Origin of the sequence: Sphingomonas ginsenosidivorax (genome assembly GCF_007995065.1) — a bacterium.
Classification (GTDB): domain Bacteria; phylum Pseudomonadota; class Alphaproteobacteria; order Sphingomonadales; family Sphingomonadaceae; genus Sphingomonas; species Sphingomonas ginsenosidivorax.
This window is the reverse complement of sequence record NZ_VOQR01000001.1, coordinates 1,216,519-1,230,832: the sequence shown is the minus strand read 5'-3', so window position 1 is coordinate 1,230,832 and position 14,314 is coordinate 1,216,519. Positions and strand designations below refer to the sequence as shown.

At 67.4% G+C, this 14,314-nt stretch carries 15 protein-coding genes; 5 read left to right on the top strand and 10 right to left on the bottom strand.

The genetic code is table 11. The annotated features are described in order from the left end of the window. Positions 1–5: 5 nt before the first annotated feature. From FSB78_RS05455 to FSB78_RS05440, 4 genes are all read right to left on the bottom strand, one after another. Positions 6–1,607, bottom strand: a complete 1,602-nt coding sequence (locus FSB78_RS05455) for a carboxyl transferase domain-containing protein (RefSeq protein WP_147080649.1) — start codon at positions 1,605–1,607, stop codon at positions 6–8. Positions 1,608–1,722: 115 nt separating this feature from the next. After that, on the bottom strand, positions 1,723–2,889 hold the full coding sequence (locus FSB78_RS05450) for an isovaleryl-CoA dehydrogenase (protein ID WP_147080646.1): 1,167 nt from the start codon (positions 2,887–2,889) through the stop codon (positions 1,723–1,725). A gap of 200 nt (positions 2,890–3,089) precedes the next feature. Next, positions 3,090–3,473 carry a hypothetical protein gene (locus FSB78_RS05445; protein ID WP_147080644.1) on the bottom strand — a complete coding sequence of 128 codons (384 nt, stop codon included), beginning with the start codon at positions 3,471–3,473 and terminating at the stop codon, positions 3,090–3,092. 115 nt (positions 3,474–3,588) lie between these two features. Continuing rightward, positions 3,589–4,200 (bottom strand): TetR/AcrR family transcriptional regulator, encoded by a 612-nt coding sequence (locus tag FSB78_RS05440; protein ID WP_147080642.1) that lies wholly within the window; start codon positions 4,198–4,200, stop codon positions 3,589–3,591. Positions 4,201–4,322: 122 nt separating this feature from the next. Here FSB78_RS05440 and FSB78_RS05435 point away from each other — a divergent pair, with 122 nt between their 5' ends. Beyond that, complete coding sequence (locus FSB78_RS05435) at positions 4,323–4,730, top strand: MAPEG family protein (protein ID WP_147080640.1); 408 nt, start codon at positions 4,323–4,325, stop codon at positions 4,728–4,730. 6 nt (positions 4,731–4,736) lie between these two features. Here FSB78_RS05435 and mmsB read toward each other — a convergent pair whose 3' ends face one another. The 4 genes from mmsB to FSB78_RS05415 all read right to left on the bottom strand — a co-directional run bounded on the left by mmsB (position 4,737) and on the right by FSB78_RS05415 (position 8,923). After that, complete coding sequence (gene mmsB / locus FSB78_RS05430) at positions 4,737–5,606, bottom strand: 3-hydroxyisobutyrate dehydrogenase (protein ID WP_147080638.1); 870 nt, start codon at positions 5,604–5,606, stop codon at positions 4,737–4,739. A gap of 117 nt (positions 5,607–5,723) precedes the next feature. After that, complete coding sequence (locus FSB78_RS05425) at positions 5,724–6,497, bottom strand: enoyl-CoA hydratase (protein WP_147080636.1); 774 nt, start codon at positions 6,495–6,497, stop codon at positions 5,724–5,726. 125 nt (positions 6,498–6,622) lie between these two features. Then, positions 6,623–7,666, bottom strand: a complete 1,044-nt coding sequence (locus tag FSB78_RS05420; protein WP_147080634.1) for an enoyl-CoA hydratase/isomerase family protein — start codon at positions 7,664–7,666, stop codon at positions 6,623–6,625. Positions 7,667–7,777: 111 nt separating this feature from the next. Then, positions 7,778–8,923 carry an acyl-CoA dehydrogenase family protein gene (locus tag FSB78_RS05415; protein ID WP_147080631.1) on the bottom strand — a complete coding sequence of 382 codons (1,146 nt, stop codon included), beginning with the start codon at positions 8,921–8,923 and terminating at the stop codon, positions 7,778–7,780. A 56-nt stretch (positions 8,924–8,979) separates the two neighbouring features. Here FSB78_RS05415 and FSB78_RS05410 point away from each other — a divergent pair, with 56 nt between their 5' ends. Beyond that, complete coding sequence (locus FSB78_RS05410) at positions 8,980–9,291, top strand: GIY-YIG nuclease family protein (protein WP_147084033.1); 312 nt, start codon at positions 8,980–8,982, stop codon at positions 9,289–9,291. Positions 9,292–9,381: 90 nt separating this feature from the next. On the opposite strand, the gene FSB78_RS05405 is transcribed toward FSB78_RS05410, so the two are convergent. Then, complete coding sequence (locus FSB78_RS05405) at positions 9,382–10,908, bottom strand: CoA-acylating methylmalonate-semialdehyde dehydrogenase (protein WP_147084032.1); 1,527 nt, start codon at positions 10,906–10,908, stop codon at positions 9,382–9,384. 207 nt (positions 10,909–11,115) lie between these two features. Here FSB78_RS05405 and FSB78_RS05400 point away from each other — a divergent pair, with 207 nt between their 5' ends. Beyond that, the gene (locus FSB78_RS05400) at positions 11,116–11,436 is read left to right on the top strand and encodes a hypothetical protein (RefSeq protein WP_242008045.1); all 321 of its coding nucleotides are present in this window, start codon (positions 11,116–11,118) and stop codon (positions 11,434–11,436) included. Here the strand turns inward: FSB78_RS05400 and FSB78_RS05395 are convergent, their stop codons facing one another. Beyond that, positions 11,437–12,357, bottom strand: coding sequence for an AraC family transcriptional regulator (locus FSB78_RS05395; protein ID WP_147080629.1), 921 nt, complete (start codon positions 12,355–12,357; stop codon positions 11,437–11,439). A 168-nt stretch (positions 12,358–12,525) separates the two neighbouring features. Here FSB78_RS05395 and FSB78_RS05390 point away from each other — a divergent pair, with 168 nt between their 5' ends. Together FSB78_RS05390 and dapE are read left to right on the top strand one after the other, a co-directional pair. Further along, a complete protein-coding gene (locus FSB78_RS05390; protein ID WP_147080627.1) occupies positions 12,526–13,194 on the top strand; it encodes a glutathione S-transferase family protein in 669 nt (222 codons plus the stop codon). Next, positions 13,191–14,306: a succinyl-diaminopimelate desuccinylase gene (gene dapE / locus FSB78_RS05385; RefSeq protein WP_147080625.1), complete on the top strand. Its 1,116-nt coding sequence runs from the start codon at positions 13,191–13,193 to the stop codon at positions 14,304–14,306. Before FSB78_RS05390 ends, dapE begins: the two co-directional genes overlap by 4 nt. Positions 14,307–14,314 lie beyond the last annotated feature (8 nt).

The following is a 14,314-nucleotide window of genomic DNA, read 5'->3' as shown; positions in this document are numbered from 1 at the left end:
GGGCGTTACATCCGGAACACGCCGAACGCCGGGCGTTCGGGGATGGGAGCATTGAGCGTCGCGGCGAGCGCAAGGCCGAGCACGTCGCGGGTCTGCGCCGGGTCGATGATCCCGTCGTCCCACAGCCGCGCGGTGGCGTACCAGGGATTGCCCTCGTCCTCGTACTTCTGGCGGACCGGCGCCTTGAAGGCTTCGGCCTGCTCGGGCGTCCAGTTGTCCGCATCGCGGTGGACGGTGGCGAGCACCGAGGCCGCCTGTTCGCCGCCCATGACCGAGATCCGGCTGTTGGGCCAGGTGAACAGGAAGCGGGGCGAATAGGCGCGCCCGCACATCCCGTAATTGCCCGCGCCGAAGCTGCCGCCGATCAGCACGGTTATCTTCGGCACGGTCGCGGTGGCGACGGCGGTGACGAGCTTGGCGCCATGCTTGGCAATGCCTTCCGCCTCGTACTTGCCACCGACCATGAAGCCCGAGATGTTCTGCAGGAACAGCAGCGGGATCCGCCGCTGGCAGGCGAGCTCGATGAAATGCGCGCCCTTCTGCGCGCTCTCGCTGAACAGCACGCCGTTGTTGGCGAGGATCGCGACGGGCATGCCCCAGATATGCGCGAAACCGCATACGAGGGACGTGCCGTAAAGCGCTTTGAACTCGTGGAATTCGGATCCGTCGACCAAACGCGCGATGACCTCGTGCACGTCGTACGGCGCACGGACGTCGCTCGGCACGATCCCGTACAATTCCTCGGCGTCGAACTTCGGCGGTCGGGGCGTCTGGACGTTGACCGGCATGGGCAGCTGGGGGCTGAGCGTCGAGACGATGTCGCGGACGATCGTCAGCGCGTGCTCGTCATTCTCGGCGACATGGTCGACCACGCCGGAGCGGCGCCCGTGCGTATCCGCGCCGCCGAGTTCCTCCGCCGAAATCACTTCGCCGGTCGCGGCCTTCACCAGCGGTGGGCCGGCGAGAAAGATCGTCCCCTGCCCACGCACGATGATCGTCTCGTCGGACATCGCGGGCACATACGCGCCACCCGCGGTGCAGCTGCCCATCACGCACGCGATCTGCGGGATGCCGAGCGCGGACATCTGTGCCTGGTTGTAGAAGATGCGGCCGAAATGATCGCGGTCGGGAAACACCTCGGCCTGGTGCGGCAGGTTCGCGCCGCCGCTGTCGACGAGGTAGATGCACGGAAGGCGGTTTTCCTGTGCGATTTCCTGCGCGCGCAGATGCTTCTTCACGGTGAGTGGGAAGTAGGTGCCGCCCTTCACCGTGGCGTCGTTGCACAGGATCATGCACTGGCGGCCCGAGACTCGCCCGATCCCCGCGATCACGCCGGCGCCGGGCACCTCGTCGTCGTAGAGGCCGTTGGCGGCGAGTTGGCCGATCTCGAGGAACGGGCTGCCGGGGTCGAGCAGGCGTTCGACGCGGTCGCGCGGAAGCAGCTTGCCGCGCGCGGTATGGCGGTCGCGGGCCTTCTCGTTACCGCCGAGCGCGGTGCGCGCGACGTCTTCGCGGAGGGTCTCGGCAAGCGCGCGGTTATGTGCGGCGTTGGCGCGGAAGGTGTCGCTTTCGGGGGACAGCGCGGAGGTGAGGATGGGTGCGGTCATACACGCGCTCCGTCATGCTGAACTTGTTTCAGCATCCATCTGTCGACAATCGCCGTCCTTCCCCGTGGATAGGTGGACCCTGAAACAAGTTCAGGGTGACGCTGGGGTTTGGGGCTCACTGCGCCACCTTTGGCGCCGCGCCGATCAGTTCGCGGCCGATCAGCATCCGTCGGACCTCGTTGGTCCCTGCGCCGATATCGAGCAGCTTCGCGTCGCGCATGAACCGTTCGACCGGCCAGTCCTTGGTATAGCCGGCACCGCCCAGCGCCTGGATCGATTCGAGGCTCACCTTCACGGCGCTTTCGCTGGCGAGCAGGATCGCACCCGCGGCGTCGAACCGCGTGGTCTTGCCCGCGTCGCAGCTCTTGGCGACCGCGTAGACGTACGCGCGTGCCGAACTCAGCGCGACATACATGTCGGCAACCTTCGCCTGGATCAGCTGGAACTGGCCGATCGGCTGTCCGAACTGTTTCCGCTCGCGGACATAGGGGATGACGACATCGAGGCACGCCTGCATGATCCCGAGCTGGATCCCCGCAAGCACCGCACGCTCGTAATCGAGCCCCGACATCAGCACGCCGACGCCACCGTTGAGCGGCCCCATCACCGCGCTGTCGGGCACCTCGCAACCGTCGAACACGAGTTCGGCGGTTGGGCTGCCGCGCATCCCCATCTTGTCGATCTTCTGCCCGATCGAGAAGCCCGGCATGTCCTTCTCGATCAGGAAGGCGGTGATGCCGCGGCTGCCCTCGCCGGTCTTCGCATAGACGACGAGGGTATCCGCGTAAGCCGCGTTGGTGATCCAGAATTTCGTGCCGTCGAGGACATAGCCGCTATCGGTTTTCCGCGCGCGCAGCTTCATCGAGACGACGTCAGAACCCGCTCCGGCCTCCGACATGGCGAGGCTCCCGACATGCTCGCCCGAGACCAGTTTCGGCAGACATTTCGCCTTCTGCTCAGGCGTTGCCCAGCGACGGATCTGGTTGACGCACAGGTTGGAATGCGCGCCGTAGCTGAGGCCGATCGACGCGGACGCGCGCGACACTTCCTCGACCGCGACGACATGCTCGAGATAGCCGAGGCCCAAGCCGCCGAATTCCTCCTCGACGGTGATGCCGTGCAGCCCGAGCGCCCCCATCGCAGGCCAGAGCTCGCGCGGGAACCAGTCCTCCGCGTCGATCCGAGCGGCAAGCGGCGCGATCTCCGCGGTCGCAAAGGCGTGCGTCGACTCGCGAATCATGTCCGCGTTTTCGCCGAGCGCGAAATCGAAATCGGGTATCATGCAGCCTCTCCGGGGCGTTGTGTTGTGCGCCGGCGGCTAGCAGGTTTGTTGGGGCAAGGAAAATGGGGAAGGTGGTAGGACCGCAGCCTGATCCCGCAATCCCCGTCATCCCGGGATCCAGGGTTACGGGCGTGGGCGCTTGGGGCTCTGGATCCCGGGACAAGCCCGGGATGACGGGGAGCAGTTAGGCGGCACCGCGGTTAAGCGGCCAGGCGGCCGACGCGCATGCCGGTCACGCTGACCACCAGCGTCTCGAGCTGCGCATCGACGAAGCCGGCATCGCGAAAACGCTCGATCTCCGCCATCGGCAACGCGAACCCGCGGCGCCAGGCATAGACCGCGGCGCGACGCAGCGCCTCGAGCCGGGGATCGGCGAGCCGCGACGCGGTGCCGAGCCCGAACAGGCTGCCGAGCGCGCGCGACACGCGGCTCGTACCTTCCAGGCTACGCAGCGTGTCGCGCTTGGCGAGCGCGATCACGCTCCATTCGAGCGCCGAGAAGCCCGCTTTCGGCTCGGCCTCGACGTGCGAAGCGCGGGCGCAGACTGGGGCGGCGAACATGTTGTCGATGTCGAGATAGGCCATGGCGGCGGTTCCTTGCCGCTATCCCCCTTTGGGACCCGGCTTCAATACCAGTCGGTATAGAAACGCCGTTCCGTACCGTCAATCGCTTTTTGTACCGGGCGGTATTTTTAGCGCGTTACTTGGTCGGCCAGACCGCAAGGCTCGTCTCGACGAGCTGCTCGAGTTCGTCGCAGGTCGCGCCCGATCCGCCCTGCAGGGCGAGCCCCTGCATGATCGCGAACAGGTAGCGGACCAGCGCCGCGGCGGTCATGCCTTCGGGGACTTCCCCGTCCGCGACCGCCTGCTCGAACCGCCGGATGATCATCGCCTCCGACGAAGCGCGACGTTTGACGACCTCGGCCTTGATCGATTCGGCTTCTGCGCCACAGGCCGCCGCGCTGATGACGCCAAGGCAGCCCTTGGGATCGCAGGTGCTGGTCTGCATCGCCAGCGCACCGCGCAGCAGCCGTTCGGCCACCCCGCGCGCGGTCGGCGCCTCCATCGCGGAGGTCATGTACGCCAGCTTCTCGCGCTCGTAGAGGTCGAGCGCCTTGTGGAACAGGGCTTCCTTGTTGCCGAACGCGGCGTAGAGGCTGGGCTTGGTGATGCCCATCGCCGCGGTCAGCTCGGTCATCGACGCGGCTTCGTAGCCGTTGCGCCAGAATACGCGAAGCGCGGCGGCCAGGGCCTCGTCGAGATCGAACTCGCGCGGACGGCCCTTGATCGGGGAAAGCGAACAGATATTCATACCGAACGGTATATAGGCAAAACCGATGGAAACGCCAGTCCCGTCACCGGAGACCGGCAGAGCCCGATCGCAACAACCACGTGCCGGGGGCGTTGGCGCTCTCGACAACCGAAGGACCACCAATGCCCGATCATACCGCGCTGCCGACTGAACTGATCCTGCTCGGCTGGTCGACCGTGATGCTGTTCGCCCATATCATGCTGCAGGGCCAGCTGGTCACGCGCGAGCGCGGGGTCGACTGGAATGCGGGCGCGCGCGACGGGGCGGAGACGCCGCTTGGCGACTATGCCGGCCGGGCGACGCGCGCGCTCGCCAATTTCCAGGAGACCTATCCGATCTTCGTCGCGCTCGCGCTCGGCCTCGCAGTAACCGGCCGCACCGGCGGGATCGGTGCGATCGGAGCGATCCTGTGGTTCGTCGCGCGGATCGTGTACGTGCCGCTCTACCTGTTCGGCGTGAAGTACGTCCGCTCGCTCTGCTGGCTGGTCTCGATCCTCGGGCTGCTGCTGATGCTGATCCGCTTCCTCTGACGCGGACTACAGCGTCCGGATGATCCCCGAAAAGTCGACTGCCCCCTGCCCGTCGGCGGCGAACGCCTCGTAGAGTTCCGCCGCCTTCGACCCCATCGGGGTCTGCGCGCCGGCATCCTTCGCCGCCGCCATCGCGAGCCGCAGGTCCTTGAGCATGAGCGCGGTCGCGAAACCGCCCTGATAGTCGTGGTCCGCGGGCGTCTCCGGCCCGACGCTGGGGAGCGGGGCGTAGGAGGTCATCGACCAGCTCTGCCCCGAACTCACCGACGAGATGTCGTAGAAGGTCTGCGGGTCCAGCCCCAGCTTCTGAGCGAGCGCGAACGCCTCGCACGTCGCGATCATCGTCGCACCGAGCAGCATGTTGTTGCACATCTTGACCGCCTGCCCTGCGCCGTTGGCGCCGGCGTGGATCACCGCCTTGCCCATGTCCGCCAGGTACGGCTGGGCGCGCGCGAAATCCTCCGCGGAGCCGCCGACCATGAAGGTCAGCGTGCCGGCGTTCGCCGCCGCGATCCCGCCCGACACCGGCGCGTCGACCGCCGCCATCCCGCGGCCCTGCGCGGCGACCGCGACGGCCTTGGCGGTCTCGATGTCGATCGTTGAACAGTCGATCAGGATCGCCGACGGCGCGACGACGCCGAACAGCGATTCATAGACCTCGGCGACATGCCGCCCCGCGGGCAGCATCGTCACGATCGCCTCCGCGCCGTCCGCCGCCTCGACCGCGGAGCCAACCGGAAGGCAGCCCGCCGTCTCGGCACGCGCGAGCGCGTCGGCGGACAGGTCGAACGCGCGGACGTCGTGCCCCTTCTTCGCGAGGTTGGCGGCCATTCCGCCGCCCATGTTGCCAAGCCCGATGAATCCGATGCGTGCCATTCTATCTACTCCCCTCCCGCCCGCGGGAGGGGCCGGGGGAGGGCCTGTCCACGCGCGGGTATGTCAATTCGAGAGGACAAGCCCTCCCCTAACCCCTCCCGCAAGCGGGAGGGGAATTCATTTCCCCGTCCACACCCCGGCGCGCTTCTCGACGAACGCCGCCATGCCTTCGCTCTGGTCGGCGGTGCCGAACAGCGCGTGGAACAGCCGGCGCTCGAACTGCACGCCCATGCCGAGCCCGGTCTCGAACGCGGCGTTGACCATCTCCTTGTTCGCCAGCACCGCGAGCGGCGCCATCGACGCGATCATCGCGGCAGTCTTGAGGGCTTCCTCGACCAGATCGTCGGCGGAAACGATTCGGCTGACCAGCCCGGCGCGCTCGGCCTCCTCGGCGGACATCATCCGGCCGGTCAGGCACATCTCCATCGCCTTGGCCTTGCCGACTGCACGGGTCAGGCGCTGCGAGCCACCCATGCCTGGCGTCACCGCGAGCTTGACCTCGGGCTGGCCGAACTTGGCAGTGTCGGCGGCAAGGATGAAGTCGCACATCATCGCCAGCTCGCACCCGCCGCCGAGCGCGAACCCGGCGACCGCGGCGATGATCGGCTTGCGAGTCCGCGTGAACCGGTCCCAGCCGGCGAAGAAATCGGCCGCGTACATGTCGGCGATGCCCTGCGCCTGCATCTCCTTGATGTCCGCGCCCGCCGCGAACGCCTTCGCGCTGCCGGTCAGCACTGCGCAGCCCTGGTCCGGGTCCGCGTCGAACGCGGCGAACGCGTCGAGCAGTTCGGCCAGGACCTGCGAGTTGAGCGCATTGAGCGCCTGCGGGCGGTTGAGCGTGACCAGCGTGACGCGGTCGCGCCGTTCGACGAGGATGGTTTCGTAGGGCATTCTGTTCTCCTTCTTCGTCCCCCGCTCCGTCACCCCAGCGCAGGCTGGGGTCTTGCTGGGGTGAGCGCGACCCCGCCTCGCAAAGACCCCAGCCGGCGCTGGGGTGACGATGGGGGCGGTGTTGCTTAATTCGGTGTCCACGCCTCGTTCTCGGGAAGTGGCGCGAAGATCTGCTCGATCAGGTGGTCGCTTACTGCGTCCGGCGTAGCCGGCTCCCAGCGCGGCGCGTTGTCCTTGTCGACGATCACCGCGCGGACACCCTCGATAAAGTCGTGGCGCTGCACGACGTGCGCGCCGACCGCATATTCCTGGCGCATCTCGTCCTCGAAGGTCGGCATTGCCGCGCCGTCGGCGAGCAGCCGCAGCGACACCTTCATCGACTGCGGCGACTTGGTCCTGAGCGTGGCCAGCGTGGCGGTCGCCCACTCGCCCCCGTCCGCCGCCAGTGCGTCGAGGATCTCCTCGAGCACATCGGACGCGAACAACCGGTCGATCGCCGGCTGGTCGTTCAGGATCCGCGCCTCGGGTGCCACCGTGGCGAGCGCATCGAGCACGCCGGCAATGTCCTGCGGCGTCTCTGCCAGCCCGGCCTTCGCCGCATCCAGCGCCGCGCTTGGCAGGTAATGCGTCGCCAGCCCCAGCGCGAGGCAGTCGGCGCCGTCGAGCCGGTGCCCGGTCAGCGCGACATACTGCCCGATCCGCCCCGGCAGCCGCGACAGATACCAGCCCCCGCCGACATCGGGGAACAACCCGATCCCGGTCTCGGGCATCGCGAACTTGGTGTTCTCGGTCGCGACGCGGAACCGGCAGGGCAGCGCGAGCCCGACACCGCCGCCCATCGTGATCCCGTCCATGAACGCGACGGTCGGCTTGGCATAGGTGAACAGCCGGTGGTTCATACGGTACTCGGTATGGAAGAAGGCGCGGGCATCGCTGCCGTCGCCCGCACCGGACACGGCGAGCATCCGGATGTCCCCGCCGGCGCAAAACCCGCGGCCCTCGGCATGGTCGATGGTCACGACCTCCACCGCCGGGTCGGCGCGCCACGCCTCAAGCGCATCGAGCACGCCTTCGCACATTGTGAGGTTGAGTGCGTGGAGCGCCTTGGGCCGATTGAGCCGGATCCGGCCGACAGAGCCGTCGATCTCCGAAATCAGATCATTGGTCACGAGATTTCCTTGCACGAACCGTCTCTGCGTCCTCCGCGCCTCCGCGCGAATCCATCATGCGCGCAGAGGCGCAGAGGACGCGGAGAAGAAGGGGATATGCGCTGCGCGGGCTCACGACCGCGTCAGCTCGCGGCCGACGATCATCCGCATGACCTGGTTCGTCCCTTCGAGGATCGAATGCACGCGCAAGTCGCGCCAGAAGCGTTCGATCGGATAATCCTGCAGATACCCATAGCCGCCGTGAAGCTGAAGCGCACGGTCGACCACCGACGATCCCGTGTCCGTCGCAAGCCGCTTCGCCATCGCGGCGAACTTGGTCTTGTCGGGCGCGTTGTCCGTCACCTTGGCGGCGGCGATGTAGAGCAGCGCGCGTGCCGCCTCGAGTTCGGTCGCCATGTCGGCCAGCGTGAACTGCGTGTTCTGGAAGTCGGCGATCGCCTTGCCGAACTGCTTCCGGTCCTTGGTGTACGTGATCGCCTCGTCGAGGCACCGCTGCGCGCCGCCGAGCGAGCACGCGCCGATGTTGAGACGCCCGCCGTCGAGCCCCATCATCGCGATCCGGAACCCCTCGCCGAGGCTGCCGACGAGGTTCTCGCCCGGCACGCGCACACCGTCGAAGATCACCTGCCGCGTCGGCTGCGAATGCCAGCCGAGCTTCTTCTCGTTCGCGCCGAACGAAACGCCGGGCATGTCCTTCTCGATGACCAGGCAGGAAATGCCCTTGGGGCCCTCCTCGCCGGTGCGGACCATGGTGACGTAGACCTCGTTCTCGCCCGCGCCCGAGATGAACTGCTTCGAGCCGGTGACGATCCAGTCGTCGCCGTCCTTCACAGCGCGGGTCTTGAGCGCGGCTGCGTCGGAGCCCGAGCCGGGCTCGGTCAGGCAATAGCTGGCGAGCCGCGCCATCGTGACGAGGTCGGGGAGATACTTGTCCTTGACCGTCTGGCTGCCGAACCGGTCGATCATCCACGACGCCATGTTGTGGATGGAGATGAACGCCGAGGTGGAGGGGCAGCCATAGGCCATCGCCTCCATGATCAGCGCCGCCTCGAGCCGGCCTAGCGCGATGCCGCCGGACTCCTCGCTGACGTAGATCGACGCGAAGCCGAGCTCGGCCGCCGTCTTGATCGTGTCGCGCGGGAAGATGTGCTTCTCGTCCCACTCCGCGGCGTGCGGAGTGATGCGGTCGGCGGTAAAACGCCGCGCGAGCTCCTGGATCTCGCGCTGGTCGTCGGTGAGGTCGAACTGGTTGGTCATTGCTCAATTTTCCCGTCATGCTGACGGACGTCAGCATCCATTGGCCGGGCAGCACGATGGCGCGCGAACCCTGTGTCTACATATTGTCGAGCGGGCGTCACGGTACGCTCTATATCGGCGTCACGTCGAGCCTGATGGCGCGCCTGTATCAGCATCGAACAGGCGCGTTTCCCGGCTTCACGAAGCGATATGACGTCAAACGGCTGGTCCATTTCGAGATGTTCGCCGACATGCCCTCCGCCATCGCTCGCGAGAAGCAACTGAAGGCATGGCGCCGCGACTGGAAGATCGAGCTGATCGAAGTGGAAAACCCGTTCTGGGAGGACCTTGCGATCGGGCTGGGACTCGAACCACTGCCGACGCGGTGACCGACGCCATCCCCGCCCAACGCCATGGCGCGGCAATGGATGCTGACGTCCGTCAGCATGACGGCCATGGAGGGCGCAGCCACCAGCCCCTCACCCCATCGTCGGGATAACGAACGCGTCGTTGTTGCGCGCCGGGCCACCATCTTCCGCCATCGCCGGCAAGGCCGAGCCATCGGGCCAGCGCTGCGTCACGGTCTTGACCTTGGTCCAGAATTTCACGCCTTCCATGCCGTGCTGGTTGGTGTCGCCGAACGCCGAGCGCTTCCATCCGCCGAAGCTGTGATACGCGACCGGCACAGGGATCGGCACGTTGATCCCCACCATCCCGACATTCACCCGCGCGGCGAACTCGCGCGCGGCGTGGCCGTTGCGCGTGAAGATCGCGACGCCGTTGCCATATTGGTGCTGGCTCGGCAGCCGCACCGCGTCCTCGAAATCGGCGGCACGGACAATCTGCAGCACGGGGCCGAAAATCTCCTCCTTGTACGCCGACATCTCGGTCGTGACGTGGTCGAACAGCGTCGGGCCGACGAAGAACCCCTTCTCGTGCCCCTGCAGCTCGAACCCGCGGCCGTCGACGACGAGCTCGGCGCCCTCGTCGACGCCGGTCTGGATCCACTGCTCGATCCGCGCCTTGTGCGCGGCGTTCACGACCGGGCCGTAATGCGCCTCCGCATCGGTCGATACGCCGACGCGGAGCGCCGCGATCGCGGGGATCAGTTTCTCGCGCAAGCGTTCCGCGGTCTTCTCGCCGACCGGCACGACCACCGGCAGCGCCATGCAGCGCTCGCCCGCCGAGCCGAACGCCGCGCCCGACAGGTCGGCGACGACCTGGTCGAGATCGGCGTCGGGCATGACGATGCCGTGGTTCTTCGCGCCGCCCATCGCCTGGACGCGCTTGCCCGCCGCGACGCCGCGCCGATAGACGTAATGCGCGATGTCGGAGGATCCGACGAAGCTGACCGCGCTGATCCCCGGGTGGTCGAGGATCGCGTCGACCATCTCCTTGTCGCCGTGGACGACCTGGAAGATCCCCGCGGGAAGTCCCGCTTCGAGGAACAGCTCGCCGAGGCGCACCGGCACCGACGGGTCGCGCTCGCTGGGCTTCAAGATAAACGCGTTACCGGTCGCGATTGCGACGCCGCTCATCCACAGCGGGATCATCGCCGGGAAGTTGAACGGGGTGATCCCCGCGCCGATGCCGAGCGGCTGGCGCATCGAATAGACGTCGATCCCCGGCCCCGCGCCCTGCGTGAACTCGCCCTTCAGGATGTGCGGGATTCCGCAGCAGAACTCGATAACCTCGAGCCCGCGCTGGATATCGCCCTTGGAATCCGCAATCACCTTGCCGTGCTCGGACGACAGCAGGGTCGCCAGTTCGTCCATGTTGGCCTCGACGAGCCGCTTGAACTCGAACATGACGCGCGCCCGCCGTTGCGGGTTGGTCGCGGCCCAGGCCGGCTGCGCGGCCTGCGCCGCGGCGACCGCGACGTCGAGGTCGACCGCGCCGGACAGTCGCACGCGCGCCTGCACGTCGCCCGAATTGGGGTCGAACACGTCGCCAAAGCGATCCACGGTGCTGCCCGCACCGTTCACCAGATTCTCGATCGTCCGCATGGCATCCTCTTCTTCGCGATTCATGTCGCTGTTGCCGGGCTTCTACACAGCACGCGCAGGGATATCCGCTCTTTTTTATCGGTCCGGCGCGAGCCGTCCCGGTGTGCGACCGGATGGGCGCCGTGCCCGGGATACGACGCGCCCGATTGTCGGCGCATCGTCGCCCCCCTATGGAGCGCGCTCGGCCACGACGCCGTGGAGTGAAGCGTGATCGCAGCCCAATATCACCGAATGATCGACTGGATCGGCGACGGCACCGGCCTCCCCGACACCATCCTGCACATCCATGCTGGACTCGCCTTGCTGATGCTCGCCCGACTGGTGACGCGGCGATCGTTCGGCACCTTCATCCCCTGGTCGGTGGTCGCCGTAGGCGAGGCTTTCAACGAGATCATGGATCGGTTGAACTTCGGCTCGTGGCGGTGGGAGGACACCGGGCTCGACATCGCCAACACGCTGTTCTGGCCGACGATGATCTGCCTGGGCGTCCGCCTGCGCCCGCTGATCGTCCGCGACCGGTCCGCCTGATCAGTGCGTGGCCTGCAGCGCGCTCGTCGCTGCGCCCAGCACCGCCGCCCGCGCGCGCAACACGGCATCGAGCTTCGGCGTTTCGAGCTCCATGAACCTTCGCGGCGTCATTCCCAGGAAATGCTGGGCGTCGCGCAGGAAATGCGGGACGTCGTGGTAGCTGTGCGCGATCAGCGAATAATCGGCTGGTCCGCCCGCCGACAGCATCCGCAGGAACGACCGCAGAAAACGCGTCCGGATCAGCAAGGTCTTTGGCGGAAACCCGAAATACCGCGTCGACAGTCGTCGCAGCTGCATCTCCGAGATCCCCACCGCCGCCGCGGCGGTCGGCAGGTCCTGCGTCTCGTCGTTGACGATCAAGGCCGCGAGCTGGCGGATCGCGGCCTCGTTGGGATCGGGCGCGCCGAGATACTCGAGGAAGAACGCGTCGAGTATGCCCTTCACCGCCGGACCCTGGTCCGAGGCGCGCAGCTGCGCGACGAGCGTCTCGACGATCGCGGGCGGCAGCACCTCGTCGAGCCGCGTGATCCGGTCGCGAAACGCGTCCGCCGGCCGTCGTACCAGCCGCGCCCAGCCTAGCGGGCTGATCCCGACACCGATCGTGACGCCGCCATTGGTCGTCACCTCCATGGCACGGCTGGTTGTCCCGTATAGTGACGCGACCGGGACCGGATCATAGGTCCGCCGCCGCAGCGTCACGGCCAGCCGCCGCTCCGACAGGAAGATGCGGATCGCCGGCCAGCTCGGCAGCATCCAGTCGACCGCGGGCACACCCTCGCGCTCCTCCGAATCGAGCACGTGATAATCGGTGAAGAATTCGGCCAGCCGAGCGTCCGGCTGTTCGTAGCGCAGCGCGGCATTCTCCGGCAATTGAAACGCCGCCACCGACACCCCCGGCGTATGCGACCCGCTCTCGATCATTACGCTGAGACCACCCCAAAGGACGTGGCTAATCCCACGTTTATCATGTGCTTGAGGCCTCCTGTAGGGCCATGCCGCGCGCACGCGCAAACATTCTTCCCGCCACCTCGGTCATCGACGCCGCGGTGGCAGTTGCCGCGGTCCCCCCGCACCGCTAGTCCGTCGGGCATGAAACTGATCATCGGCAACAAGGCCTATTCGTCCTGGTCGCTTCGCGGCTGGCTCGCCTGCAAACAGTCCGGGCTGCCGTTCGAGGAGGTGGTCGTTCCCCTTTACGATGCCGACTGGGACAAGCGCCGCGAGGGGGACGAGTTCGCGCCGTCGTCAGGGAAGGTGCCGATCCTGTGGGACGGCGATGCCGTCGTCTGGGACAGCCTGGCGATCGTCGACTATCTCGCCGACAAGGTCGGCCGCGACCGCTTCTGGCCGGAGGACGATGCGCCGCGCGCGATGGCGCGGTCGATGGCCGCCGAGATGCATTCGAGCTTCCAGGCGCTGCGCCGCAAGCACAGCATGAACATCCGCCAAGTCTTCCCCGCGGTGCGCCCCGACGAGGACGTCCTTGTCGAGCTGCAGCGGATCATGGAGCTGTGGGCGCAGGCGCGCGCGCGCTTCGGTGGCGGCGGCGACTTCCTGTTCGGCCAGTTCGGCGCGGCGGACATCATGTTCGCACCCGTCGTCACGCGCATCGTCACCTACCAGCTGCCGATCGCACGCTTTGCGCAAGGATATATGCAGGCGATGTTCGACCACCCGTTCATGCAGGACTGGATCGCCGCCGCGCAGGAAGAGGATTGGGTCATCGAGCAGTTCGAGCAACCCGCCGCACGCACATGATCGACCCGGTCGCGCTGGCGCAGCGGCTGATCGCGGCGGAGAGCGTCACGCCCGCGCGCGGACCGGTGTTCGACGTGCTGGAGGACGCGCTGGTACCGCTCGGCTTCGCGGTCGACCGGTTCACGGTCGGCGAGGCCCCCGACGGACCGGTCGAGAATATGCTCGCGGTCCGCGGGGACGGTCCACGGCATTTCGCCTTTGCCGGCCATGTCGACGTGGTGCCTGCGGGCGAAGGCTGGTCGCCCTGGTCCGCGGATATCCGCGACGGGCTGCTCTACGGCCGCGGCGCTGTCGACATGAAGGGTGCGGTCGCCGCGTTCGTCGCCGCGGCCAGCCGCTCCGACGTAGGCACGCTGTCGCTGATCATCACCGGCGACGAGGAAGGCCCCGCGACCTATGGCACGCGCGCGCTGATCGACCGGATGGCGACGCGGCGCTTGGTTCCGGACCTGTGCCTGGTCGGCGAGCCCACTTCGACCGCGCGGCTCGGCGACATGGTCAAGATCGGGCGGCGCGGATCGGTCAATATCTGGATCGAGGTCGCGGGCCGCCAGGGCCATGTCGCCTATCCGCATCTGGCCGACAACCCTATCCCGCGGCTCGTCGCGCTGCTCGCCGCGATCGAGGCGGTGACGCTGGACGACGGCACCGACTGGTTCCAGCCGTCGAACATCGAGATCACCGACATCACCGTCGGCAATCCCGCGACGAACGTCATCCCCGCCAAGGCCTCCGCGCGGATCAGCATCCGGTTCAACGACCGGCACACCGGGGATTCGCTCGTCGCGCGCATCGCAGCGCTGGCCGAGAAGCACGGCGCGACGGTGACCGCACGGATCTCGGGCGAAGCGTTCCTGACCGCACCCGGAGACTTCTCGACGCTGGTCGCCGACGCGATCCAGGGCGTGACCGGACTGGTGCCGGATTTGTCGACCACCGGCGGCACTTCCGACGCCCGCTTCCTGTCGAAGCTCTGCCCGGTGGTCGAGTTCGGGCTGCTCAACGCGACGATGCACAAGGTCGACGAAGCCGTCGCGGTCGCGGACCTGCACCGCCTGACCGACATCTATGCGGCGATCATCGACGCCGCGCTGGCCGACGCGCACCTCTGATTGGTGCG

Coding starts and splice junctions, on each gene's coding strand:
- FSB78_RS05455 (WP_147080649.1), bottom strand. CDS start 1,607: ATGACCGCACCCATCCTCACCTCCGCGCTGTCCCCCGAAAGCGACACC.
- FSB78_RS05450 (WP_147080646.1), bottom strand. CDS start 2,889: ATGATACCCGATTTCGATTTCGCGCTCGGCGAAAACGCGGACATGATT.
- FSB78_RS05445 (WP_147080644.1), bottom strand. CDS start 3,473: ATGGCCTATCTCGACATCGACAACATGTTCGCCGCCCCAGTCTGCGCC.
- FSB78_RS05440 (WP_147080642.1), bottom strand. CDS start 4,200: ATGAATATCTGTTCGCTTTCCCCGATCAAGGGCCGTCCGCGCGAGTTC.
- FSB78_RS05435 (WP_147080640.1), top strand. CDS start 4,323: ATGCCCGATCATACCGCGCTGCCGACTGAACTGATCCTGCTCGGCTGG.
- mmsB (WP_147080638.1), bottom strand. CDS start 5,606: ATGGCACGCATCGGATTCATCGGGCTTGGCAACATGGGCGGCGGAATG.
- FSB78_RS05425 (WP_147080636.1), bottom strand. CDS start 6,497: ATGCCCTACGAAACCATCCTCGTCGAACGGCGCGACCGCGTCACGCTG.
- FSB78_RS05415 (WP_147080631.1), bottom strand. CDS start 8,923: ATGACCAACCAGTTCGACCTCACCGACGACCAGCGCGAGATCCAGGAG.
- FSB78_RS05410 (WP_147084033.1), top strand. CDS start 8,980: ATGGCGCGCGAACCCTGTGTCTACATATTGTCGAGCGGGCGTCACGGT.
- FSB78_RS05405 (WP_147084032.1), bottom strand. CDS start 10,908: ATGCGGACGATCGAGAATCTGGTGAACGGTGCGGGCAGCACCGTGGAT.
- FSB78_RS05395 (WP_147080629.1), bottom strand. CDS start 12,357: ATGATCGAGAGCGGGTCGCATACGCCGGGGGTGTCGGTGGCGGCGTTT.
- FSB78_RS05390 (WP_147080627.1), top strand. CDS start 12,526: ATGAAACTGATCATCGGCAACAAGGCCTATTCGTCCTGGTCGCTTCGC.
- dapE (WP_147080625.1), top strand. CDS start 13,191: ATGATCGACCCGGTCGCGCTGGCGCAGCGGCTGATCGCGGCGGAGAGC.